Below are 23,773 nucleotides of genomic sequence, written 5' to 3' on the forward strand. Positions count from 1 at the left end.
GCCCCATCGCCGGCTTGCCGGCGATAGGGCCCTCAGAGGTTGTACGCCCGCTCGTTGTGCTCGGCCAAATCCAGCCCCTGCTCCTCATCCTCGGGCGAAGCGCGCAAGCCGATCGCCAGCTTGATCGCCCCAAGAATCGCCCAGCTCACCACAAAGCAGTACACGAAGGTGAACGCCACCCCCTTCAACTGCACCAGCGCCTGCCCCAACGGCGTCACGCCCTGCACATACCCCCCCAGCGCCGGCGCGGCGAACACCCCGGTCAGCAGCGCCCCGACGATACCGCCCACGCCATGCAGGCCGAACACATCCAGGCTGTCGTCGTAACCCAGCGCCTGCTTGAGTTTGGTCACGGCAAAAAAGCAGATGGCCCCGGTCAGCAAACCGATCACCACCGCCCCCAGGGGCCCGACGAAGGCACACGCGGGGGTGATGCCGACCAGCCCGGCCAATGCCCCGGACGCTGCGCCCAGCGCCGTGGGCCGGCCATGCATCAGGGTTTCGGTCAGCAGCCAGCCGACGATGCCGGCGCAGGCCGCGACCATGGTCGCCAGCATCACCACCCCGGCGCCCTGGTTGGCGGCAAGCCCAGAGCCGACGTTGAAACCGAACCAGCCCACCCACAAAAGCCCTGCGCCCACCAGGGTGAAACCGAGGTTGTGCGGCGGCATGGCCACCTGCGGGTAGCCCTTGCGCTTGCCCAGCATCAGCGCTGCGGCCAGGGCCGCCACGCCGGAATTGATATGCACGGCGGTGCCGCCGGCAAAGTCGAGCACCCCCCAGTTGACCATCAACGCCCCCGGCCCGCCCCACACCATGTGGGCGATAGGCGCGTACACCAGCACGAACCAGCCGCCCATGAACAGCAGCGAAGCGCTGAACTTCATGCGTTCGGCAAAGCCGCCGGCGATCAGCGCCGGGGTGATGATGGCGAAGGTCAGCTGGAACACCGCGAACACCCCTTCGGGGATGGTGCCCACCAGGCTGTCGTGGCCGATGTTCAGCATCAGCGCCTTGTCCAGGCCGCCGATGAAGCTGTTGAAGGTCAGCTGGCCCTCGACCATGCCTTCGGTACTGACCACCAGGCTGTAGCCGAACAGCACCCAGAGGATGCCGATGACCCCGGCCACGGCGAACAGCTGGGTGAATACCGAGAGGAAGTTCTTGGCCCGCACCATGCCACCGTAGAACAGCGCAAGGCCCGGGATGCACATCATCAACACGAACATCGCCGCGCAGATCATCCAGGCGGTGTTGCCGGTGTCGAGGGTGGGGTCGGCGGCGTGGGCCAACGGTGTCAGCGCGAACAGCACAACAGCAAGGGCAAGCTTCATGCGGGGCACTCCTGTGTGATCGGAATAAGAAGCCCCAGTCACCTGTAGGAGCCGGCTTGCCGGCGATGGGGCCGGGCCTGCCATTCACAGCCCTGAAGCTGTGGTGCGGCCGATGGCCCTATCGCCGGCAAGCCGGCTCCTACAGGGTCGGGGTTGGCCTGCCATTGCGACAGGCCCTGCAGGCCTGTCAGTACTGGGTTTGCCCCGGCACCCACGCGGTGCCCGCCAGCGGCACCCGTGCCATGGCTGCGGCTTCTACGGTCAAGGCCACCAGGTCTTCGGGGTCGAGGTTGTGCAGGTGCGACTTGCCGCAGGCGCGGGCCATGGTCTGCGCCTCCAGCACCAGCACCCGCAGGTAGTTGGCCAGGCGCCGGCCGGCCTCTTCCGGGTTCAGGCGCTTGGCCAGTTCCGGGTCCTGGGTGGTGATGCCGGCCGGGTCGCGGCCGTTCTGCCAGTCGTCGTAGAAGCCCGCCGCCGAACCGATCTCCTTGAGTTGCGCATCCAGCCGCGGGTGGTTGTCGCCCAGGGCGATCAGCGCGGCGGTGCCGATGGCCACCGCGTCGGCGCCCAGGGCCATGGCCTTGGCCACGTCGGCGCCGTTGCGAATGCCGCCCGAGACGATCAGTTGCACCTTGCGGTGCATGCCCATCTCCTGCAGCGCCTGCACCGCCTGGGGGATGGCCGGCAGGATCGGGATGCCGACGTGCTCGATGAACACCTCCTGCGTGGCGGCGGTACCGCCCTGCATGCCGTCGAGCACGATCACATCGGCACCGGCCTTCACCGCCAGCTTGACGTCGTAGTACGGGCGGCTGGCGCCGATCTTCACGTAGATCGGTTTCTCCCAGTCGGTGATCTCGCGCAGCTCGGCGATCTTGATTGCCAGGTCGTCCGGGCCGGTCCAGTCCGGGTGGCGGCAGGCACTGCGCTGGTCGACGCCGATCGGCAGGGTGCGCATGCCAGCCACACGTTCGGTGACCTTCATGCCCAGCAGCATGCCGCCGCCGCCCGGCTTGGCGCCCTGGCCCAGGACGATCTCGATGGCGTCGGCCTTGCGCAGATCGTCCGGGTTCATGCCGTAGCGCGACGGCAGGTACTGGTACACCAGGTGCTGCGACTGGCCGCGCTCTTCCGGGGTCATGCCGCCGTCACCGGTGGTGGTGCTGGTGCCGGCGATAGTGGCGCCACGGCCCAGGGCTTCCTTGGCGTTGGCCGACAGTGCGCCGAAGCTCATGCCGGCGATGGTCACCGGGATCTTCAGGTGGATCGGCTTTTTCGCAAAGCGGTTGCCCAGCACCACGTCGGTGCCGCATTTCTCGCGGTAGCCTTCCAGCGGGTAGCGCGACACGCTGGCGCCCAGCAGCAGCAGGTCGTCGAAGTGCGGCACGCGGCGCTTGGTGCCGCCGCCGCGGATATCGTAAATGCCGGTTTCGGCGGCGCGCTGGATCTCTTGGATGGTCAGGCGATCGAAGGTGGCCGACTCACGCAGTACCGGGGGGAATTTCTCGCTCATGGGGTTGCTCCTGGATCAGTACGCGCTGGCGTTGTCGACTTTGAAGTTGTACAGCTGGCGAGCCGAGCCGTAGCGTTTGAAATCAGCCGCCTTGTGCGCAAGGCCGGCCTGGTCCAGCAGTTGCTGCAGCTCTTGCAGGTGCTCGGCGCGCATCTCTTTCTCGATGCAATCCGAGCCCAGCGACTGCACCGAGCCCTTGACGTAGATGCGCACCTCGTACAGCGAATCGCCCAGCGCATCGCCGGCATCGCCGCACACCACCAAACGCCCGGCCTGGCCCATGAAGCAGCTCATGTGGCCGATACTGCCGCCGACCACGATGTCCACACCCTTCATCGAGATGCCGCAACGCGCGCCGGCATCGCCTTCGATCACCAGCAGCCCGCCATGGGCCGTGGCGCCGGCAGCCTGGGAGGCGCTGCCCTTGATGCGTACCGAGCCGGACATCATGTTCTCGGCCACACCCACGCCGACGTTGCCGTGCACGGTGATGCTGGCCTGCTGGTTCATGCCGGCGCAGTAGTAGCCGGCGTGGCCGTCGATATCCACCGACACCGGGGCGTTGATGCCCACCGCCAGGTTGTGCTTGCCGTCGGGGTGGCTCACCCGCCATTCGCTGCCTTGCACATCACCGTGCAGGGACTGGTTGAGGACACGCACCGAGGTGCTGGAAAGGTCGATCGTCTTCATAAGGTTCTCCAGGGGTTCGGTGGCAGGTCAGGCGCTTTCGCGCTCCCAGACGTACAGGGTGGCCGGGGCCGGCTCCCAGACCTTGGCGTGTTCGATGCCAGGCAGGCTGGCCAGGGCCTGGTACTCCGAGGCCATGGCCACGTAGTCGTCGGTTTCGGCCAGCACCGCCGGCTTGCAGGCGATCGGGTCGCGGATCACGGCAAAGCCGTTGCGGGTGCCGATGGCGAAGGTGAAGAAACCGTCCAGGTCTTGCAGCGCGCCGTCCAGGGCCTGGGCCAGGGTGTCACCCTGTTGCAGGCGCCAGGTCAGGTAGCCGGCGGCCACCTCGGTGTCGTTGTCGGTTTCGAAGCTGATGCCTTCGCGCTTGAGTTCCTGGCGCAGGCGGAAGTGGTTGGACAGCGAGCCGTTGTGCACCAGGCACAGGTCGGCGCCGGTGGAGAACGGGTGGCTGCCTTCCATGGTCACCGCGCTTTCGGTGGCCATGCGGGTATGCCCGATGATGTGACTGCCCTGCATGCCGGCCAGGCCGAAGCGGCTGGAAATCTCGGCCGGCAGGCCCATGCCCTTGAGAATCTCGATGCTCTGCCCGGCGCTCATGATGCGCACCTCGACGGCAAGTTCGGCCAGCGCCTGGCGGGCGGCGGCTTCAGTGGTGTGCACCTTGAGCACGGCGGCGCTGGCGTTCTGGAACCAGTCCAGCGAGCAGCCCAGGCGGCCTTCGAGCTGGCCCATCAGGGCAGCCCAGGGGTAGTCGCTGCGGGTGGCCTGCAGGGTCAGCTTGACCCAGCCTTCGGCCACTTCGTCGCCGTAGATGGCAAAGCCGGCGCTGTCGGGGCCACGGTCGGTCATGGCTTGGAGCATGGGTTCGAACAGCTTGCCGAGCTGAGGTTCCAGCCCGGGCTTTTTCAGGTACAGACCTACGATTCCACACATGGTGATGCTCCTTCTAGGCAGTGGGTAGCCGCTGCATTCGCCGCTACCCAGGGATGGGGTTGGCGATCAGAAAAATTCGGTGTAGCGCTGGATTTCCCAGTCGGAGACGTGGCGGCAGTACTCCACCCACTCCATGCGCTTGAGCTTGAGAAACTCGTCGACGATTTCGGCGCCGAGCACCTCGCGAAACAGCGGGTCGGCCTCCAGCGCATCGGCGGCTTCCTTGAGCGACTGCGGCAGGGTCTTGATGCCGCGGGCGGCGATTTCTTCCAGGCTCAGGTTGTAGAGGTTCTCGTTGCACATCTCGCCGGGGTCGAGCTGGCGGTCGATGCCATCCAGGCCAGCGGCGATGATTGCGGCGGTGACCAGGTAGGGGTTGCAGCCGGCGTCCGGCAGGCGGAACTCCAGGCGGCCATAGGGGATGCGCACCATCGCCGAGCGGTTGTTGGCGCCATAGGCGACGAAGGCCGGGGCCCAGGTGGCGCCGGACAGTGAACGGCCAACCACCAGGCGCTTGTACGAGTTGACCGTGGGCGCGGCAAAGGCGCACAGCGCCGGGCCGTGGGCCAACAGGCCTGCGGCGAAGTGGTAGGCGAGTTTGGACAGGCCCATGCCGCTGCTGTCGGACGGGTCGTGGAACAGGTTCTTGTTGGTCGAGCTGGCCAGCGACAGGTGAAAGTGCATGCCATTGCCGGCGCGCTTGGGGTCGGGCTTAGGCATGAACGAGCAGATCATGCCTAAGTCGTTGGCGATTTCGCCGGCGGCCATGCGAAAGAACGTGAAGCGGTCGGCCGACTCCATGGCGTCGCTGTAGGTGTAGTTGATCTCGAACTGGCCGTTGGCGTCTTCGTGGTCGATCTGGTAGATGTCGAAGCCCACCGGTTGCAGGGCTTCGGTGAGGCGTTCGAGGAACAGCCGCGAGCGCGACAGGCCCTTGTAGTCGTAGCAGGGCTTGTCGAGGTTGTCCGAGGCGTCCACCAGTTGCAGCTTGCCGGCCTCGTCGCGGCGGAACAGGCTGAACTCGGGCTCAAGGCCGGTGTTCAGGGTCCAGCCCTTGTCGGCCAGGCGCTGCACCTGCTGCTGCAGCACATGGCGGCTGTCGTAGGGCCAGGGCTTGCCGTCGACGTGGCCGACGCACACCACCCGGCCGTAGCCCGGCTGCCAGGGCACCGGGATCAAGGTGCTGAGGTCGCCGCGGGCCATGAAGTCCGGGCCGTGGGGCTCCATGCCCATGCCGCAGATGGCGAACCCGGCAAAGCCGGCGCCCTCCTCGGCCACCATCTTCAGGCCCGAGACCGGCACCGACTTGGTTTTCGCCGAACCGTGGATGTCGACGAACTGCGCCAGCACGTACTTGATGCCGAACTGGTCGAGGATGCGCTGGGTTTCTGCTGGCAACATGGGTTGATCACTCCTGGGTAAGGGCACAGCAAGGTTGGCCTGGTTAAATTTCCAAGAAGGAAACTTACTTTCACCACAGGAATGCAACACGCTTGCCAACTTCACCCATCGCGGGGCAAGCCCGCTCCCACGCGCCCCCACAATCCCCTGTAGGAGCCGGCTTGCCGGCGATGAGGCCAGCAGCCCCACCGCAGAATTTCCCGTTGAAATATGGGAAACTCCCTTTCACCCGAGGAAACTCACGCACTTTCCCAGTGCGAAAACAATATTCTTGAACTGAAACCGTGCAGGACACCGAATGTCGACCGAGACCGAACCGCGCCTACGCCTGGAGCAGTACCTGGGCATGCAGATCAAGCGCCAGCGCCAGGCGCAATCCTTGAAGCTGGCCGACGTGGCCCGCATCGCCGGCATCAGCCAGGGCATGCTCAGCAAGATCGAAAACGCCCAGGTGTCCACCAGCCTCGATACCTTGAGCCGCCTGTGCGACGTACTGGGCATGCCCATGGCCAAGCTGTTCAGCCAGTACGACCAGCCCGACGGCAATGCCCTGCTGGTGAAGGCCGGTGAAGGGCTGGAGGTGGTGCGCCGCGGCACCGAGAAGGGCCATACCTATCACCTGTTGAACCACGCCCGGGGGCCGAAGAAAAACTTCGAGGCGTACATGGTGAGCATGGATGACGCCAGCGAGGAGTTCCCCACCTTCGCCCACCCCGGCACGGAGTTTTTGCATTTGCTGGAGGGCGAGCTGGTGTACCGCCATGGCAACCAGCTGTACCACATGCAGGCCGGCGACAGCCTGACCTTCGACGGTGAAACGCCCCACGGGCCGGAGAAGCTGGTGCAGGTGCCGATACGCTTGTTGTCGATCATGAATTACGGCAGTGAGTGATACGCAGCGGCAACACATTGCACGGTAATCCCCTGTAGGAGATCACCCAGCCCTTTGGGCTGCGCTGTCGCGCAGAGAACAGAATTCGCGAGCGCTTGCGTACCCTGTGGGAGCGGGTTTACCCGCGAACACCGGCGAAGCCGGTGCCATTTACCGCGGCGCCTGCTTCGCGGCTAAAGCCGCTCCCACAGGTACAGCGCTGGACCCAGGCTGCGCGCAATCCTGTGGGAGCGCAGCCCGAAGGGCTGGGTGATTTCCTACAGGGATCGCGCTACGGCTTGCTTTCCTGTTACGAAAAAAAATTTCACAAACCGCTGGACCCCACCCCGTCACTTCGCCTATAAATCCGCCAAAGGAAATTTATATTCCTACCAAGAAAACACCCAGCACCACCTCCTTTCGCCCTTGTGCCAGCCCTGCCCCACTCTCCCCGCCACGAGGACACTTTCATGCACCCCGCTCCCGACCATTTCATCCTGCGCGTCAGCTGCCCGGCCGTGTCCGGCATCGTCGCCGCGGTGACCACCTACCTGGCCGAGCAAGGTTGCTACATCAGCGAAATGGCGCAGTTCGACGACGAGGACAACGGCCGCTTCTTCATGCGTGCGGTGTTCCGCTACAACACCGGCGTGAGCGGTGACACCGCGCAACTGGAAGCAGGCTTTGCCGACGTGGCCACGCGTTTTGACATGGACTGGAGCCTGCACAGCAGCGCCAAACCCATGCGCGTGCTGCTGATGGTGAGCAAGTTCGACCACTGCCTGAGCGACCTGTTGTACCGCCACGCCAAGGGCGAGCTGGACATGACCATCACCGCCGTGGTGTCCAACCACCTCGACCTGCGCGCCATGGCCGAGCGCCAGGGCATCCGCTTCGTCTACCTGCCGGTGAGCAAAGAAACCAAGGCCGAGCAGGAAGCCGCGCTGATGCGCATCGTCGAGGAGACCGGCACCGAGCTGGTGGTGCTGGCGCGCTACATGCAGATTTTGTCCGACGACCTGTGCCGCCAGCTCAGCGGCAAGGCGATCAACATCCACCACTCGTTCCTGCCCGGCTTCAAAGGCGCCAAGCCCTACCACCAGGCCTACCAGCGTGGCGTGAAGCTGATCGGCGCCACCGCCCACTACGTCACCAGCGACCTCGACGAAGGCCCGATCATCGAGCAGGAAGTACAACGCGTGGACCACGCCTACGCCCCTGACGACCTGGTGGCCATCGGCCGCGACACCGAGACCATCGCCCTGTCCCGCGCGGTCAAGTACCACCTCGAGCACCGGGTGTTCCTCAACCACGACCGCACGGTGATATTCAAATGAACGCCATCCCCAGCGTCAAGCTTATCGACGGCAAGGCCACCGCAGCGCGGGTGCTGGCCGAGGTGCGCGAGCAAGTCAGCAGCCTGCGCGACAACGGCCTGCAGCCAGGCCTGGCCGTGGTGCTGGTGGGCATGGATGCGGCCAGCCAGGTGTACGTGCGCAACAAGGTGCTGCGCGCCGAAGAGGTGGGCATTCGCTCGCTGGAACACCGCCTGCCGCCAGACACCACCCAGGCCCAGTTGCTGACCCTGATCGAGCGCCTGAACCGCGACCCGGGCGTCAACGGCATCCTCGTGCAACTGCCGCTGCCGGCGCACATCGACGAACACTGCGTGCTGCAAGCCATCGACCCACTGAAGGACGTCGACGGCTTCCACAGCCAGAACGTCGGCGGCCTGGCCCAGGGCCGCGACGTGCTCACCCCCTGCACCCCCAGCGGCTGCATGCGCCTGCTGCGTGACGCCTGTGGCGAGCTGCGCGGCAAGCACGCGGTGGTGGTGGGCCGCTCGAACATCGTCGGCAAACCCATGGCCGCCCTGCTGCTGCAGGCCGACTGCACGGTGACCGTGCTGCATTCGCGCAGCCGCGACCTGCAGGCGCTGTGCCGCCAGGCCGATATCGTCGTGGCGGCAGTCGGCAAGCCGCGGCTGATCGACGCCGCCTGGCTCAAGCCTGGCGCAGTGGTGATCGATGTCGGCATCAACCGCATCGAGGAGCACGGGCGCAGCCGCCTGGTCGGCGACGTCGACTTTGCCGCCGCCCTGCCCCTGGTCAGCGCCATCACCCCGGTACCCGGCGGGGTCGGCCCGATGACCATCGCCTACCTGATGAAAAACACCCTGCTCGCCCTCGACCTGCAGCAACAGGCCGCCCACCAGGAGCGCACCCCATGCCCTTCGCCCTGCTGAAACACGGCCTGAGCGCCGACTACCCGGTGGAAATCGACCTGCCACCGCCCTGCGACCTCAAGCCACGCTACGACGTGGTGATCATCGGCGGCGGCGGCCACGGCGTGGCCATTGCCTACTACCTGGCCAAGTACCACGGCATCACCAATGTCGCCGTGCTGGAAAAGGCCTATTTAGGTGGCGGCAACACCGCACGTAACACTGCGGTGATCCGCTCCAACTACCTCACCAGCGAGGGTGTGCGCTTTTACGCCGAATCCGTGCGGATGTTCCAGAACCTGTCCAACGAGTTCGACTTCAACATCATGTACTCCGAGCGCGGCCAGCTGACCCTGGCCCACACCGACGCCACCGTACGCGCCTTCCGCCAGCGCGCCGAGGTGAACAAGCACTTTGGCGGGCGCACCGAAATGATCGACCGTCAGCAGATCCGCGAACTGGTGCCCAGCCTGAACCTGGACCCCGGCCACCTGCCGGTGCTGGCCGGGCTGTGGCACATCGACGGCGCCACCGCCCGCCACGACGCCGTGGCCTGGGGATACGCCAAGCAGGCGGCCAAGCGCGGGGTGGAAATTCACCAACTGACCGAAGTGCAGGACCTGCTGATTCGCAATGGCCGCATCGAGGCAGTGAAGACCAACCGCGGCACCGTGCAGTGCGGCTGCGTGGTACAGGCGGTGGCCGGTGCCAGCTCGCTGCTGCTGGCCAAGGCCGGCATCCGCGCGCCGATCCACACCTACCCGCTGCAGGCCATGGTCACCCAGCCGTTCAAGCCGTTCCTCGACCCGCTGGTGAGCTCCTCGGCGCTGCACTGCTACGTGCAGCAGACCAGCCGCGGCGAGATCGTCTTCGGCGGCGGCTCCGACCCCTACCCGCTGTACAACACCCGCTCCACCCTGGACCTCAAGGAGAGCCTGCTGGCCCACGCCATCGAGATGTTCCCGTTCATGGCCAACGCCAAGCTGATGCGCCAGTGGGCCGGCAGCACCGACATGACCCCCGACTACAGCCCGATCATGGGCCTGTCGCCGGTGGACAACTACTACCTCGACGCCGGCTGGGGTACCTGGGGCTTCAAGGCCACGCCCATCTGCGGCAAGACCATGGCCGAACTGGTCGCCAGCGGCGGCAAGGTGCCGGAACTGATCGCCCCGTTCGCCCTGGAGCGCTTCAGCCGCTTCCAGCAGGTCAACGAAATGGGCGCCACCGCGGCCAGCCATTAAGGAGCACACCGATGAAGATCCTCACCTGCCCCTTGAACGGCCCGCGCAACATCAGCGAATTCACCTACGGCGGCGAGTTCAAGCCAATGCCCGACCCGGCCAGCTGCAGCGACAGCGAGTGGGCCGACTACGTGTTCAACAGCGACAACCTGGCCGGCGTGGTCACCGAGTGGTGGCTGCACAACGCCTCCAGCTACTGGTTCCTGGCCGAGCGCCACACCGTCAGCGACCAGGTGCTGCGCACCTTCGACCCCAAAGAAGTGTTCGACCGCCGCGTCGACTTCACCCCCGCCGCCAGCCCGGAGATTGCCGGATGAACAGCCACACTCGCCTCCCCGCGCCCATGGGCCTGCTGATCGACCGCGAGCGGCCCCTGAGTTTCAGTTTCGATGGCAACCGCTACCAGGGTTTTGCCGGCGACAGCATCGCCAGCGCCCTGCTGGGTAACGGCCGCTGGCTGCTGTCGCGCTCGTTCAAGTACCACCGCCCGCGCGGCCCGTTGAGCCTGGCCGGGCAGGACGCCAACACCCTGGTGCAACTGCCCGAGGAGCCCAACGTGCTGGCCGACCTGCACGCCGTCGAAGACGGCCAGGTAGTCGACGGGCAGAACTTCAACGGCAGCCTGGACAACGACCGCGACGCTTATCTGGGCAAGTTCTCGCGCTTCATGCCGGTGGGCTTCTACTACCGCTCGTTCTACAAGCCCAAGGGCATGTGGAAGGTGTGGGAGCCGCTGATACGCAAGAAGGCCGGCCTGGGCGTGCTGGACCAGACCTTCAAGCCGCAGTACTACGACAAGGCCTACCTGTTCGTCGATGTGGCGGTGATCGGCGCCGGCCCCGCCGGCCTGCGCGCCGCGCTGGATGCCGCCAACGCCGGGGCCAAGGTGCTGCTGGTCGAACAACAGCCGGTGCTGGGTGGTTCGCTGAACTACGCCCGCTTCGACATAGCCGGCAGCCGCGCCGCCAGCCTGCGCCACGAGCTGCTGGCCGCCGTCGACGGCCACCCGAACATCCAGGTGCTGTGCCAGGCCACCTGCAACGGCTGGTTCACCGACAACTACCTGCCGGTAATCCAGCACCAGCGCATGTACAAGGTGCGCGCCACCCGCTGCCTGGTGGCGGCGGGCTCGTTCGACCAGCCGGTGGTGTTTCGCAACAACGACCTGCCCGGGGTGATGCTGACCAGCGCCGCCCAGCGCCTGATGAAGCTGTATGCGGTCAAGCCCGGCCAGCGCGCCGTGTTGCTGACCGGCCACGACGACGGCTACCTGGCCGCCCTCGACCTGCAGGAGCAAGGCGTCACCGTCGCCGCCGTGGTCGACATGCGCGCCACCTGCGTCGACCCTGCGCTGGCCGCCGAGCTCAAGCGCCGCGACATCCCCGTGCACCTGGGTAGCACCGTGTACGAGGCCCTGCACGAAAGCGGCATGCGCCATGTGAGCGGCGCCGACATTCGTCCGATCACCGGCCAAGGCAAGGTCGGCCCGCAGGGCCTTCGGGTCAGTTGCGACCTGTTGTGCATGTCGGCCGGCTACATGCCGGTGTACCAACTGCTGTGCCAGGCTGGCGGCAAGCTGGCCTATGAGGTGAACCGCGACGAGTTTGCCATCAGTGGCCTGCCCGCCGGGCTGGATATCGCCGGCTCCGTCAACGGCCGCCACCTGCTCGACAACGTGCTCACCGACGCCACCCGCGCCGCCGCCGAAGCCTTGGCCGCGCTGGGCCTGGCCACCCCGGCCCTGGGCGCCTTCGGCCCCGAGGCCAAGGTCAACTTCCCGTGGCCGATCTTCCCCCACCCCAAGGGCAAGGACTTCGTCGACTTCGATGAAGACCTGCAGGTGCGCGATATCGTCAACGCCACCCGCAGCGGCTACCGCGACATACAGCTGGTCAAGCGCTTCTCCACCGTCGGCATGGGCCCGTCGCAAGGCCGCCACTCGGCGCTGCCCACCGCGCGCCTGGTGGCCCAGGCTACCGGGCGCAGCATCAGCGAGACCGGCGTGACCACTGCGCGCCCGCCGTTCCAGGCCGAGAAGCTGGCCCATGTAGCCGGCCGCGCCTTCGACCCGTACCGACAAACACCGATGCACCGCCGCCATGTGCAGGCCGGGGCGAAAATGATGCCGGCCGGCATCTGGCAGCGCCCGGCCTACTACGGCAAGGCAGGCGAACGCGACGCCTGCATGCAGGCCGAGGCGCGCCAGGTGCGCGAGAAAGTCGGCCTGATCGACGTGTCCACCCTCGGTGGCCTGGACGTACGCGGCGCGGATGCCGCCGAACTGCTGGAGCGCCTGTACACCTTCGGCTTTGCCAAGCTGGCGGTCGGCCGCACCCGCTACGCACTGATGACCAACGAGCATGGCGTGGTGATCGACGATGGCGTCTGCGCACGCTTGGGTGCGCAGCATTTCTACGTCACCGCCACCACCAGCGGCGTCGAGCGTATCTACCAGCAGATGCTCAAGTGGAACGCCCAGTGGCGCCTGGACGTGGACATCACCAACGTCACCGCCGCCCTGGCTGCGGTGAACCTGGCAGGCCCCCTGTCGCGCCAGGTGCTGGCCAAGGTGTGCGACGACGTCGAGCTGTCGGCTGCGGCCTTCCCCTACCTAGGCACGCGCCTGGGCACGGTGGCCGGCATCCCGGCGCGTATCCTGCGCGTCGGTTTCGTCGGTGAACTGGGTTACGAGGTGCACGTGCCGGCGCGCCACGCCGAGCGCCTGTGGGACGCACTGATGCAGGCCGGTGCCGGCGAAGGCATCCGCCCGTTCGGCGTCGAGACCCAGCGCCTGCTGCGCCTGGAAAAAGGCCACGTGATCATCAGCCAGGACACCGACGGCATGACCCACCCCGGCGAAATCGACATGCAGTGGGCGATCGGCCGCAAGAAGCCGTTCTTCGTCGGCAAGCGCACCCTCGAGGTGCTCGAGGCCCAGCCACTCAAGCGCAAGCTGGTCGGCTTCACCCTGCCCAAAGGCGCCAGCCTGCCGCTGGAAGGCCACCTGGTGCTGGACGGGGCGGATGTCAGCGGCAATGTCACCTCGTGCGAGTACTCGCAAACCCTTGGCAGCATCATCGGCCTGGCCTACGCAGGCGCAAGCCAGGCCACCCCCGGCATGCACATCCCGATTCGCGTGGAGGGCGGCGAGATCGTCCAGGCGCAGGTGGTGCAGTTGCCGTTCTACGACCCCGAAAATACCCGTCAGGAGGTATGAGTGATGACCAGTCTGTTACAAGCCGATGGCTTTGCTGAACGCAGCCCGCGGGCCGTGCTGATGCAGCCCTGCACCCTCACCGACCTGACCGCCGTGGCACGGGTGGGGTTTCGCGGCGCCGACAGCGCCGTTTACTTGCAGGCCCGTGGCTACCACCTGCCGGAGCAGCCCAACCAGGCCGAACGACAGGGCGACGGCGCCTGGGTGGCGCGGTTGTCGCAGACCGAGTACCTGCTGCTCGGCGCCCTCGCCGACCACGGCGCGCCGGTGGCGGCGCTGGAAGCGCAATGGGTGCTGGATGACAACGCGCGCAACTACCTGCTGCCGCGCCAGGACAGCCACGCCTGGCTGCAACTGGCCGGCGAGCAGGCCAGTGCGGTGATGGCCAAGCTGTGCGGGGTGGACTTGCGCGAAGGCGCGTTCGCCGTGGGTAGCGTGGCGCAAACCTCGGCGGCGCGGATCAATGTGATCGTGGTGAATACCGGTGGGGCGTTGCAGTTGCTGTTCGATCGCCCGTCGCTGGATTACTTCCTGGGGGCTGTCGAGGATGCGATGGCCGAGTTCGAGGGGGTGGTCGAAGTGCTCTCGCTGTAGGAGCCGACTTGCCGGCGATAGGGCCCTCAGCCACATCACAGCTCTCGGGTTGCGCTTGCAGGCCCGGCCTCATCGCCGGCAAGCCGGCTCGTACATGCAAGAACGCGGTGACTTCATCCTTGGCGAATCGCCACGCTTGCAATAGGGTATGGCGCGCCGGCACTCCCTGTGCCGCCGCGTCCCATCCATCGCAAGACACAGGATTGTCCCCGATGCTGTTGAACCTGCTGACCAGCCTGCAACCCGCGCTCACCCTGCACAACACCAAAGTCCACCTGGCGCAGCACAACGGCCATGACCACCCGATGGATGTCTACCTCGCCGGTGAGTTCGACGACTGGCAGTCGTGGCAAAGCCGCAGGAACTTCGAATGCGACTATGTGATCGGCCTGGTGGAAATTCCCGGTACGAAAAAGTGGCTGCTCGCCGGTGTGTACGACTCGCTGAAACTCAACGCCAAGACCAACCCGGACAAAAACGACTTTGTTTACGACTATCGCCGCGTCCCCGAATTCGCTGCGCTGGAAGGCCGCCTGATCCTCGACTACACCAAGCCCCGCGGCAATTACCTGTGGCTGGAAACCTGCCTCAAAAGCATGGTGGTTTCCTCGATGCTCGAAAAGCCGATGACCGTGGGCAAGTTCCCCGGCTACAAGGACGTCGACATCAGCCATGCCGAGCTCAAGATCATCGTCCGCGAAGGCCTGGAATCGTGGCAGAGCGCGTTGTGCAACGTTGCCGGGGTATACCTGATTTCTGACCGCACCCGGGGTGAAGAGCTGTTGTACGTCGGCTCGGCCACGGGCACGCAGGGGCTGTGGGGACGATGGTCGAACTACGCCCATAACGGCCATGGCGACAACGTGCGGATTCGCGACCTGCACAGAAAACGCGGTGACGCCTTCGCAGAAAATTTCCGTTTCAGCATCCTGGAAATTGCCGATAAGCACACCGGCAAGGATGAAATGATGCTGAAGGAGATCCACTGGAAACGCAGGCTGCTGACGCGGGACAGTGGCTTGAACGGTAATTGAAACCGGCAAGTCTCCCGTAAAGGTGAACGTATCCTTGTAGGAGCCGGCTTGCCGGCGATGAGGCCGGTACAGGTTCACACCCTGCGTGTCGCAGCCTCGTAGACTTCATCATCACGCCGAGCACCGATGCACAACACCAGCACAATCACCGTGCCATTGATGCGGTAGACGATCCGCACATCCCCGGTGCGGATCCGCCGATAACCTGCCAGCACCCCGCGCAAAGGCTTGCCGATCTTGTCCGGCTCGCCTTCGGCGATACGCTCACGGATTACCTTCAGCACCCGCCTCGCTTCAGCCTTGCCCAACTGCTTGAGGTCCAGCTCGACTTCGTGGTGAAAACGAACGCTCCAGTTCATGGGCTATTGCCTATTTGAAGCGAGCCTCCATGTCCTCGAGGCTCACGGTGTTCTGTTCGTCCAGGCTGGACAGGCGTTGGATGGCCAGCAGCTCGGCACGCAGGTCTTCGAGTTCGTCGCGCATCGCCTGGAAGGCGTCGACGCCAACCAATACGGCTGCTGGCTCGTTGTCCTTGAAAATCACCAGGTGCGACTGCTCGCCACTGGTCACTTCCTTCAATTTCGCGCTGAAACTGCGGACCATCGCGGTTGCCGAAACAGCCTGTTCAGCCCGGTCAAGAAGTGCGCTCATGGGGTTGTTCCTCGTTGTTGCGATCTGCCGGGGCAGGTCGCATACCGTTGCAGACGGTTGAAGTATAGGCAACCAAATACACAAAACAATACATATTATTTTGTGATCCAAGAGTCACAGCGTAAACCTGTAGGAGCCGGCTTGCCGGCGATAGGGCCATCAGCCACTCCACAGCTTTCGGGTTGCGCTTGCAGGCCCGGCCTCATCGCCGGCAAGCCGGCTCCTACAGGGTTACGCGATATCCTGGCTGACGCGCTCACTGTAGGAGCCGGCTTGCCGGCGATAGGGTCATCAGCCACTCCACAGCTTTCGGGTTGCGCTTGCAGGCCCGGCCTCATCGCCGGCAAGCCGGCTCCTACAGGTACAGCGCCAGCACCTGCTCTTCATTTTCCCGCAGCGATCTCATTCCACATAACGCACCCACAGATGCTGCCGCCCATCGATAGCCCCGGCAAACACCGCAGCCAGCGCCTCGCGCTGCTCATCGGCGACGTTGTACAGCGCGCACAAATCCTGCGCCACTGCTTGCGCCACCTGCAAACTTGCAGGCTCCGCCCGCAAAAAGCCCAGATACGCCGCCCCCACTCCAATCAGCTCGTAACCCTGTGCCAGCGCCAAATGCCGCGCAACGGCGTAGTTCTGCGCAGGGTCAAGGTCGCAGGTGAAGTAACCATTGGGGAACGCCGCCAACGCATCGCGGCCCTGGGCAACCGGCACTATCAGCGCGGACATGGGCTGCTCGAGCAGGGCCAGCGGGCGCGCCTGATAGCCCACCCACTCCTGCAACGCCGGCTCATCCAGCACCAGCCCGTGGGCGCAGGCGTCTGCAAAAGTAGCCGGCCCCACCAACGCCAGAAAGTTGCGCAGGCAAATGTCGAACTCGGGTTTGGTGTTCAAATATCCGAGGTATTCGCCGTCCTCGAAGCACTCAGCTGGCAAGCTGGCGATTTCGTCGTCGGTGGCGGTGTCCAGGGCGAGATTGTTGCGTGCATGGCCCGAGGTGTAGCGGGCTTGGTGGCGGTCATCGAGGGTGAACAAAGGCCGGCAACCAGGGTGCTTGGCGGCAAGGGTGTGATAGGCGTCATTGAGCTCGTTGAAGCTGGCGATGGCGCTGAGCTGGTACTCGTCGCACAGGCCGCCGCTGGGGTTGTCACGTTGGTCGTTGCCGCGAAACTCGATTTCCATGGGCTTGCCTGTCCTTGTTCAGTGCTTGATCAATACGCGGGGGCGGCGGTCACGCCAATCTCATCCATGAACCCGTCCACAAACACCTGCAACCGCCCATGCCGTTGCGCCGCCAGGCGCGCACCTTCACCCGTTTTGAAGCCTTCGGCCAGTTTCAGCAACTTGGTGTGGAAGTGTTCGATGGCGAATGCGTCGTCCTGGTACGCCCGGCCCTCGGCGGTAGGGTTTTCGGCGTCGTACAGCGCCCGCCCCATACGCCCGGACACATAGAAACAGCGGGCCACGCCGACCATGCCGATGGCGTCCAGGCGGTCGCTGTCCTGGAGAATTTTCGCCTCCAGCGTCAGCGGCTCGATGTCGGCAGAAAAGCTGTGGGCCTGCACTGCGTGGGCCACCTGCTCGATGCGTGCCGTCGACCAGCCCAGCCCGGACAGGATCACCCCAGCCCGCTCAGCCGATAGCGTCGAGGCCTGGGCGCGCAGGGGCGAGTCTTTTTCCACGGCCACGCAGTCGTGCAGTACGGTGGCCGCCAGCAGCACTTCGAGGTCGCCGCCCTCCACGGCCTGGATGCGCCGGGCATTGGCCCAGACCCGCTGGATGTGGGACAGATCGTGGGAGCCGTCCGTGTTGCCGGCAGGCAAGCAGGCCAGCAGTTCACCGGCCAACTGCGCGAATGGCTGGAACGGCGCGCCGGGCATGGTTTCAGCCCTCGGCAGGCGCGTTCGCCTGGGCGGCTGCTTCGTCGGCCAGGCGCTGGCGCTCGGCCTTGCAGATGTACTTGTCCTTGCTCCTGGGTGCCAGCTTGGCGCTGGCCTTCTTGGCGTGGGCCTTGAGCAACTGGTTGATCTTCTTGCGGCGGTTCATGGATGCAGGGTTCCTTCGGGCGGGTCGGGGCGCACGATACAGCAAGCCGGGGCAGCGTGCATGGCAGCCGCCGCGCCGCTGATCGCCGGCGCCTACAGACAGACGGCTGTTTTTCCCTGCAGGCGCTGGCTTGCCAGCGATAGGGCCAGGCGTGCCAACCACAATGCCGGATTTGCGCTACGGCTGACAGCCTTATCGCCGGCAAGCCGGCTCCTACAGGGCTGCGCAATGCCCGGGCAGCGTTTTCAGTAGAAGTCGTAATAGATCGCCCACTCCCCCGTGCCTGGGTGCTTCCAGAACATCAGGCTGCCGCTGTGCACCACATTGAGGTTGATCTTGCGGTCCGAGGATATCTGGAACACGAACTCGAAGCCCTCGCCCGGGTCCACGCCCGACTGGCAGAACGACGGGTAGCCGCCGAACTTGTGCTCGTAGCAATGGGTCACCAGGTCGTAATAGCTTTCGATCACCCCTGCCCGCTCCAGGGCCAGCACCTCAGACTCAAGGTCATCCGGCACCCCGCGGCCATCCCACAACGGGTAATCCTCGGCCACAGCTTCAGCCTTGAGCGGGAATGGCTTGAGGAAAGAGCCAGGCACCGTCAGTTCCTTGCGCACCAGTACCTCGTCCGCGCCGTACTCGCGGATCAGCCAGTGCTCGCCCATGGGCTCGAGCGCTTCGGAGAACTTCTCGCTGATGAACAGCGTCAGCAGTCGCACACCCGCCAGCGCCGGGCTGGCATGGGGCAGACCCGGCAGGAAGAACTGCGCGTAGGGCAGCATCTGCTCGCCAGCGCTGTCGAGCGGGATGTCTTCATCGGGCCGAAACAGGAACACCCGCCCCAACCAGCTCTCATCGTCGGTGTGGGCGGGGCGAAAGCCGCCGGCAATCAGGCGGGTGGCCGGGCGGGCCAGGCGTTGCTTGATGATTTCGGTATCCATGCGGGTACGGCATTCCTGGGTTGAACAGCGGCACAGTGCGCCACAGGTTGGCGAGGATGTCCAATGCCTGGGCCGCAAGGGGGGCGCGTTGCTCACTCAACGGGCACCTGCATCCCGGTCTTCACATTGCTCATCGACACCAGCGTCTTGAAACGCTTCACATTGTTGCTTTCGAAGAACAGCTCGCGGGTCAGCTCGGTGTACTGCCCCATGTCACGCACCAGCATGATCAGCACGAAATCGCACTCGCCGGCCACGTAGTAGCACTGCTGCACCTGCGGGCAGGCCATGAAGGTGCGCTTCATGGCGTCGAGCAGATCGAGGCGTTCGCTCTCCACCTCCACCTCGGTGATGACGGTGAGGGTGTAGCCCAGCGGCACCGGGTCGACCTGGGCCACGGTGCGCTGGATCACGCCATCGCTGGTGAGCTTTTTCAGGCGGCGGTTGACGGCGGCGCTGGACAGGTTCACCTCGGCGCCGAGGTCGATCTGCGAGGTGGTGGCATCGCGTTGCACGGCGTCGAGCAGGGCGCGGTCGAAGGGGTCGAGGGGCATGGCGTGGGCTCTTGGGTTGGGGTTTGCGGCCAATCGCCGGCAAGCCGGCTCCTACAGAGGCTGCGTGGCAGCGTTGATTGGTGAAATGAAATTACGCTTTCACCCCAAAAATCAAGATTCCAATACGCAGCAGGCGAATACTATTTCTCTCCATCGCCCCTTTGCCCCGGAGAACCCCATGCCCGCACTGCACCTCAACGGCCCCAAGCTGCTGGAGCAGATTCACACCCTGGGCCAGATCGGCGCCGACCCGGCCAACGGTGGCCGCACCCGCATCGCCCTGACCGACGCCGAAAAAGCCGGCCGCGATCAGTTGGTGGCCTGGATGCACGAGCTTGAGCTGCAGGTGCAGGTCGACCGCATCGGCAACATTTTCGGCACCCTGCGCGTGCCCGGCGATGCCGCGCCATTGATGATGGGCTCGCACATCGACAGCGTCACCAACGCCGGCGCCCTCGACGGCTGCTACGGCGTGCTGGCGGGCCTGGCCGTGCAGCGCGCCTACCGCGAGGCAGGCGTGCTGCCGGCGCGCTCGATCTGCGTGGCGGCCTTCACCAACGAGGAAGGCGTGCGCTACCAGCCGGACATGATGGGCTCGCTGGTGCATGCCGGCGGGCTGGATGTGCAGCAAGCACTGGATACCCTCGGCACCGACGGCACCCGCCTGGGCGACGAACTGCGCCGCATCGGCTATGCCGGTGAACTCGAGCCGGGCGCCATCGTGCCCCATGAATACCTGGAGCTGCATATCGAGCAGGGCCCGATCCTCGAGGCCGAAAGCCTGCAGATTGGCGTGGTGGAAAACCTACAGGGTATTTCCTGGCAGCAGGTGACGGTCAAAGGCAATGCCAACCATGCCGGTACTACCCCTACCCGCCTGCGCCATGACGCAGGCTACGTGGCCAGCACCGTGGTCAGCGAGCTGCGCCGTTTCGCCAAAACCAGCGGCACCACCCTGGCCACGGTCGGCTGCATGCACTTCGAGCCCAACGTGATCAACGTGATCCCGCGCCGCGCCAGCTTCACCGTCGATTTGCGCGACCCCAGCGAGCACAAGCTGCAACAGGCCGAGGCGCACCTGGCACAACTGCTGCGCCAGCTGGCGGAAGAGGAAGGCGTCAGTGTCGACACCGAACAGCTGGTGCGCTTCGAGCCGGTGCAATTCGATGCGGCACTGGCCGACCAGATCCAGGCCTGCGCCGACCGCCGGGGCCTGAGCTACCGGCGCATGACCTCCGGCGCCGGCCACGATGCGCAGATGATCGCGCGCATTGCCCCGGCGGCGATGATCTTCGTGCCCAGCCGTGGCGGCATCAGCCACAACCCCCGCGAGCATACCGATGACGGGCAGTTGCTCGAGGGTGCGCAGGTGCTGCTGGAGGTGGTGGCGCGGCGGTTGGATAAACACCGCTAGCCGCTCCTACACAGAACCATTGAACCAAACACATTGGCGCCCGCCCTCCCCGGCGGCACGCCCGCGCTTTGCCTTCGAAAAAGGAGCCACCCCATGCTGTACGCCAACCCCAACGCCACCCGCCAGCCCTACCCCGCAGCTCTGCGCGAGGTGATGAGCATCGCCAGCGCCGCTGAAAGCCGCCAGTGGCTGGCGCACTGGCCACAACTGCGCGCTGCCGGCACCCCGCTGTACAGCCTGCCGGACCTGGCCGCCGAGCTGGGCATCGGCCAGTTGCTGGTCAAGGACGAGTCGGTGCGCTCGCCACTGGGCAGCTTCAAGGCCCTGGGTGCGCCCATCGCCCTGGTGCGCCTGATCCTGCGCAGCTTCCCCGAACACAGCTTCAGCGCCGCCGGGCTGTTCGCCGGCCAGCACGCTGCACAACTGGCGAGCTTCAGCGTGATCAGCGCCACCGACGGCAACCACGGCAAGGCCCTGGCCGCCGCCGCGCAAAGCATCGGCTGCCGCTGCGTGATCGTGCTGCACGCCAACGTCAGCCTCGAGCGCGAGCAGGCCATCGCGGCCTATGGCGCACAGATCGTGCGCATTCGCGGCAACTACGACGAGTCGGTGGCCCACGCCGCCGCCCTGGCCGAGGCCAACGACTGGCTGGTGGTGTCCGACACCTCCTACGACGGTTACGAAACCATCCCCCGCGATGTGATGCAGGGCTACGGCACCATTGCCGCCGAGGTGCTCGAGGCCAATGCCCAGCCATTCACCCATGTGTTCCTGCAAGGCGGCGTGGGCGGCCTGGCGGCGGGTATCGCCAGCTACCTGTGGGAGCAGGCCGGCGAGCAGCGCCCGGTGTTGGTCATGGTCGAGCCCGAGCAAGCTGACTGTCTGTACCAGAGCGCCATCGCCGGCAAGGCGGCCACCGCCACCGGTTCGGTGGACTCGGTAATGGCCGGGCTTGCCTGCGGTGAAACCTCGCCACTGGCCTGGCGCTTTTTGCAGCCGAGCGTGGACTTTTTCATGACCATTCATGACTACGAGGCGGTCGATGCCATGCGCCGGCTGGCCCGCGGCAGCGAGCGGGACATTCCGCTGGTGGCCGGCGAATCAGCGGTAGCCGGGCTGGCGGGGCTGGCACGGTTGATGGGCTCGCCGGAGCTGGCGGCGCAGACCGGGCTGGACGGCCAGTCGCGGGTGTTGTTGATCAGCACCGAAGGGGCCACGGCGCCGGGGGTGTATGCCGAGCTGGTGGATGAGAGCGCCGAGTCGGTGCTGCAGCGCCAGCTGGCCTGGGGGTGATGCAGCGCATTGACCGATTGAGGTGATTTCGTGGGAGCGGGCTTGCCCCGCGATCGATGGCACCGGCTGCGCCGGTATCGCGGGGCAAGCCCGCTCCCACGCACCGTTATCTGCACGAAAGCGCGGGCCGACCAGGCCCTCGCTCCACACAACAAGAACAACGGAGACACCCCATGCAGACAACCCAACGCAGCATCGGCCCCTGGTCGCTGATGCTCACCGGACTCGGCTCGATCATCGGCTCCGGCTGGCTGTTCGGCGCCTGGCATGCCTCGGCCATCGCCGGGCCTGCGGCCATTCTGGCCTGGATCATTGGCGCCGTGGTGGTGCTGGCCATCGCCCTGACCTACGCCGAAATGGGCGCGATGTTCCCTGAGTCCGGCGGCATGGTGCGCTATGCGCGCTATTCCCACGGTGCCCTGGTGGGCTTCATGGCCGCCTGGGCCAACTGGATCTCGATCGTCTCGGTGATCCCCATCGAGGCCATTGCCTCGGTGCAGTACATGGCCTCCTGGCCCTACCCCTGGGCTCGCGCCATGGTCGCCGGCGGCGAGCTCACCACCCACGGCCTGTGGGCCAGCGCCGCACTGGTGCTGGTGTACTTCGGCCTTAACTACTGGGGGGTGAAGCTGTTCGTGCGCACCAACACCGCCATCACCACCTTCAAGCTGGTGGTGCCGGTACTGACCGGGGTGGCGCTGGTGTGGGCCAGCTTCAACCCGCAGAACTTCGGCGACGGCACGGCGGCAGGCTTTGCCCCCTACGGCTGGTCGGCGGTGTTCACCGCAGTGGCCGCCAGCGGCATCGTGTTCAGCTTCAATGGCTTCCAGAGCCCGGTGAGCCTGGCTGGGGAAACCCGCAACCCGGGGCGCAGCATCCCCTTCGCGCTGGTCGGCTCGGTGCTGATCGCACTGGTGGTGTACGTGCTGCTGCAGGTGGCGTTCATCGGTGCGGTGAGCCCTGCGAGCATCGCCGGCGGCTGGCACGGCCTGCACTTCGATTCGCCCCTGGCGCAGCTGGCGCTGGCGCTGAACCTCAACTGGCTGGCCATGCTGCTGTACCTGGATGCCTTCGTCAGCCCCTCGGGCACCGGCTCCATCTACACCGCCACCACCGCGCGAATGATCCACGCCATGCAGCGCAACAACACCATGCCCCGGGTGTTCGGCCAGTTGCACCCGTTGTACGGCGTGCCGCGCCCGGCGATGTGGTTCAACCTCGGCGTGTCGTTTGTGTTCCTGTTCTTCTTCCGCGGCTGGGGCACCTTGGCGGCGGTGATTTCGGTGGCGGTGGTGATCTCGTTCCTGACCGGGCCGGTGAGCTTGATGGCGCTGCGCCAGAGCGCCGCCGACGTGCCCCGGCCACTGCGCCTGAAGGGCATGTCGGTGGTGGCGCCGTTCGCCTTCGTGTGCGCCTCGCTGGTGTTGTACTGGGCGCGCTGGCCACTGACCGGGCAGGTGATTCTGCTGGTGGTGGGGGCGCTGCCGATCTTCTTCTACTACCAGGCCAAACAGGGCTGGCAGGGCTTTGACCGCGACCTGCGGGCGGCAGCCTGGCTCATTGGCTACCTGCCGGCGATGGCGCTGCTGTCGTACCTGGGCAGCCAGGCCTTCGGCGGTATCGGGGTACTCGGCGAGGGCTGGGACATGCTGGCCGTGGCGCTGGTGGCGCTGGGCTTCTACCACTTCGGCGTACGCAGTGGGTACCGCACTCGGTACCTGGCCGAGAGCCTGGTGTGGCGGCAGGAATCAGGCCAGCACGACAGCACTGAACCCCTACCGGCAACGCCTGCCCAGAGCTGACACACAAAACCTGT

General features: G+C 65.7%; 23 protein-coding genes. 11 read left to right on the top strand and 12 right to left on the bottom strand.

The genetic code is table 11. The features are described from left to right. Window positions 1-32: 32 nt before the first annotated feature. From KSS94_RS16875 to glnT, 5 genes are all read right to left on the bottom strand, one after another. Window positions 33-1,334, bottom strand: a complete 1,302-nt coding sequence (locus tag KSS94_RS16875) for an ammonium transporter (RefSeq protein ID WP_217839235.1) — start codon at window positions 1,332-1,334, stop codon at window positions 33-35. 187 nt (window positions 1,335-1,521) lie between these two features. Beyond that, window positions 1,522-2,847, bottom strand: a complete 1,326-nt coding sequence (locus tag KSS94_RS16880; protein WP_217839236.1) for an FMN-binding glutamate synthase family protein — start codon at window positions 2,845-2,847, stop codon at window positions 1,522-1,524. Between the two features lie 15 nt (window positions 2,848-2,862). After that, window positions 2,863-3,537 carry a GltB/FmdC/FwdC-like GXGXG domain-containing protein gene (locus KSS94_RS16885; protein ID WP_217839237.1) on the bottom strand — a complete coding sequence of 225 codons (675 nt, stop codon included), beginning with the start codon at window positions 3,535-3,537 and terminating at the stop codon, window positions 2,863-2,865. Window positions 3,538-3,564: 27 nt separating this feature from the next. After that, window positions 3,565-4,470 carry a class II glutamine amidotransferase gene (locus tag KSS94_RS16890; protein WP_217839238.1) on the bottom strand — a complete coding sequence of 302 codons (906 nt, stop codon included), beginning with the start codon at window positions 4,468-4,470 and terminating at the stop codon, window positions 3,565-3,567. A gap of 66 nt (window positions 4,471-4,536) precedes the next feature. Further along, complete coding sequence (glnT, locus tag KSS94_RS16895; RefSeq protein ID WP_217839239.1) at window positions 4,537-5,871, bottom strand: type III glutamate--ammonia ligase; 1,335 nt, start codon at window positions 5,869-5,871, stop codon at window positions 4,537-4,539. A 298-nt stretch (window positions 5,872-6,169) separates the two neighbouring features. Here glnT and KSS94_RS16900 point away from each other — a divergent pair, with 298 nt between their 5' ends. The 8 genes from KSS94_RS16900 to KSS94_RS16935 all read left to right on the top strand — a co-directional run bounded on the left by KSS94_RS16900 (window position 6,170) and on the right by KSS94_RS16935 (window position 15,055). Further along, window positions 6,170-6,763 (top strand): helix-turn-helix domain-containing protein, encoded by a 594-nt coding sequence (locus KSS94_RS16900; protein WP_217839240.1) that lies wholly within the window; start codon window positions 6,170-6,172, stop codon window positions 6,761-6,763. Window positions 6,764-7,212: 449 nt separating this feature from the next. Continuing rightward, complete coding sequence (gene purU, locus KSS94_RS16905; protein WP_217839241.1) at window positions 7,213-8,079, top strand: formyltetrahydrofolate deformylase; 867 nt, start codon at window positions 7,213-7,215, stop codon at window positions 8,077-8,079. Continuing rightward, entirely contained in the window at window positions 8,076-8,987 is a 912-nt protein-coding gene (gene folD, locus KSS94_RS16910) for a bifunctional methylenetetrahydrofolate dehydrogenase/methenyltetrahydrofolate cyclohydrolase FolD (RefSeq protein WP_217839242.1), read from the top strand. Before purU ends, folD begins: the two co-directional genes overlap by 4 nt. Next, window positions 8,969-10,210 carry an FAD-dependent oxidoreductase gene (locus KSS94_RS16915; protein WP_217839243.1) on the top strand — a complete coding sequence of 414 codons (1,242 nt, stop codon included), beginning with the start codon at window positions 8,969-8,971 and terminating at the stop codon, window positions 10,208-10,210. Before folD ends, KSS94_RS16915 begins: the two co-directional genes overlap by 19 nt. Window positions 10,211-10,221: 11 nt before the next feature. Further along, entirely contained in the window at window positions 10,222-10,527 is a 306-nt protein-coding gene (locus KSS94_RS16920) for a sarcosine oxidase subunit delta (protein ID WP_217839244.1), read from the top strand. Next, window positions 10,524-13,427, top strand: coding sequence for a 2Fe-2S iron-sulfur cluster-binding protein (locus tag KSS94_RS16925; RefSeq protein WP_217839245.1), 2,904 nt, complete (start codon window positions 10,524-10,526; stop codon window positions 13,425-13,427). Before KSS94_RS16920 ends, KSS94_RS16925 begins: the two co-directional genes overlap by 4 nt. Window positions 13,428-13,430: 3 nt before the next feature. Continuing rightward, on the top strand, window positions 13,431-14,021 hold the full coding sequence (locus tag KSS94_RS16930; RefSeq protein WP_217839246.1) for a sarcosine oxidase subunit gamma: 591 nt from the start codon (window positions 13,431-13,433) through the stop codon (window positions 14,019-14,021). A 212-nt stretch (window positions 14,022-14,233) separates the two neighbouring features. Then, a complete protein-coding gene (locus KSS94_RS16935; protein ID WP_217839247.1) occupies window positions 14,234-15,055 on the top strand; it encodes a GIY-YIG nuclease family protein in 822 nt (273 codons plus the stop codon). Window positions 15,056-15,129: 74 nt separating this feature from the next. On the opposite strand, the gene KSS94_RS16940 is transcribed toward KSS94_RS16935, so the two are convergent. The 7 genes from KSS94_RS16940 to KSS94_RS16970 form a co-directional block, all read right to left on the bottom strand. After that, window positions 15,130-15,414, bottom strand: a complete 285-nt coding sequence (locus KSS94_RS16940) for a type II toxin-antitoxin system RelE family toxin (protein WP_217839248.1) — start codon at window positions 15,412-15,414, stop codon at window positions 15,130-15,132. Between the two features lie 10 nt (window positions 15,415-15,424). Further along, window positions 15,425-15,658, bottom strand: a complete 234-nt coding sequence (locus tag KSS94_RS16945) for a type II toxin-antitoxin system Phd/YefM family antitoxin (RefSeq protein ID WP_217843619.1) — start codon at window positions 15,656-15,658, stop codon at window positions 15,425-15,427. Between the two features lie 450 nt (window positions 15,659-16,108). Further along, window positions 16,109-16,891, bottom strand: coding sequence for an aldo-keto reductase family protein (locus KSS94_RS16950; RefSeq protein WP_217839249.1), 783 nt, complete (start codon window positions 16,889-16,891; stop codon window positions 16,109-16,111). A 29-nt stretch (window positions 16,892-16,920) separates the two neighbouring features. Further along, the gene (locus tag KSS94_RS16955; RefSeq protein ID WP_217839250.1) at window positions 16,921-17,589 is read right to left on the bottom strand and encodes an HD domain-containing protein; all 669 of its coding nucleotides are present in this window, start codon (window positions 17,587-17,589) and stop codon (window positions 16,921-16,923) included. 4 nt (window positions 17,590-17,593) lie between these two features. Next, the gene (locus KSS94_RS16960; RefSeq protein WP_217839251.1) at window positions 17,594-17,755 is read right to left on the bottom strand and encodes a DUF2986 domain-containing protein; all 162 of its coding nucleotides are present in this window, start codon (window positions 17,753-17,755) and stop codon (window positions 17,594-17,596) included. Between the two features lie 245 nt (window positions 17,756-18,000). Further along, window positions 18,001-18,696 carry a YwqG family protein gene (locus KSS94_RS16965; RefSeq protein ID WP_217839252.1) on the bottom strand — a complete coding sequence of 232 codons (696 nt, stop codon included), beginning with the start codon at window positions 18,694-18,696 and terminating at the stop codon, window positions 18,001-18,003. Between the two features lie 92 nt (window positions 18,697-18,788). Continuing rightward, a complete protein-coding gene (locus tag KSS94_RS16970; RefSeq protein ID WP_217839253.1) occupies window positions 18,789-19,250 on the bottom strand; it encodes an Lrp/AsnC family transcriptional regulator in 462 nt (153 codons plus the stop codon). Between the two features lie 178 nt (window positions 19,251-19,428). Here KSS94_RS16970 and KSS94_RS16975 point away from each other — a divergent pair, with 178 nt between their 5' ends. The 3 genes from KSS94_RS16975 (at window position 19,429) to KSS94_RS16985 (ending at window position 23,759) form a co-directional block, all read left to right on the top strand. Further along, window positions 19,429-20,664, top strand: a complete 1,236-nt coding sequence (locus KSS94_RS16975; RefSeq protein ID WP_217839254.1) for a Zn-dependent hydrolase — start codon at window positions 19,429-19,431, stop codon at window positions 20,662-20,664. 93 nt (window positions 20,665-20,757) lie between these two features. Continuing rightward, window positions 20,758-21,957 carry a diaminopropionate ammonia-lyase gene (locus KSS94_RS16980; protein WP_217839255.1) on the top strand — a complete coding sequence of 400 codons (1,200 nt, stop codon included), beginning with the start codon at window positions 20,758-20,760 and terminating at the stop codon, window positions 21,955-21,957. A gap of 173 nt (window positions 21,958-22,130) precedes the next feature. Next, window positions 22,131-23,759: an APC family permease gene (locus KSS94_RS16985; protein ID WP_217839256.1), complete on the top strand. Its 1,629-nt coding sequence runs from the start codon at window positions 22,131-22,133 to the stop codon at window positions 23,757-23,759. Window positions 23,760-23,773: the final 14 nt, after the last annotated feature.

Source organism: Pseudomonas fakonensis (assembly GCF_019139895.1).
Classification (GTDB): domain Bacteria; phylum Pseudomonadota; class Gammaproteobacteria; order Pseudomonadales; family Pseudomonadaceae; genus Aquipseudomonas; species Aquipseudomonas fakonensis.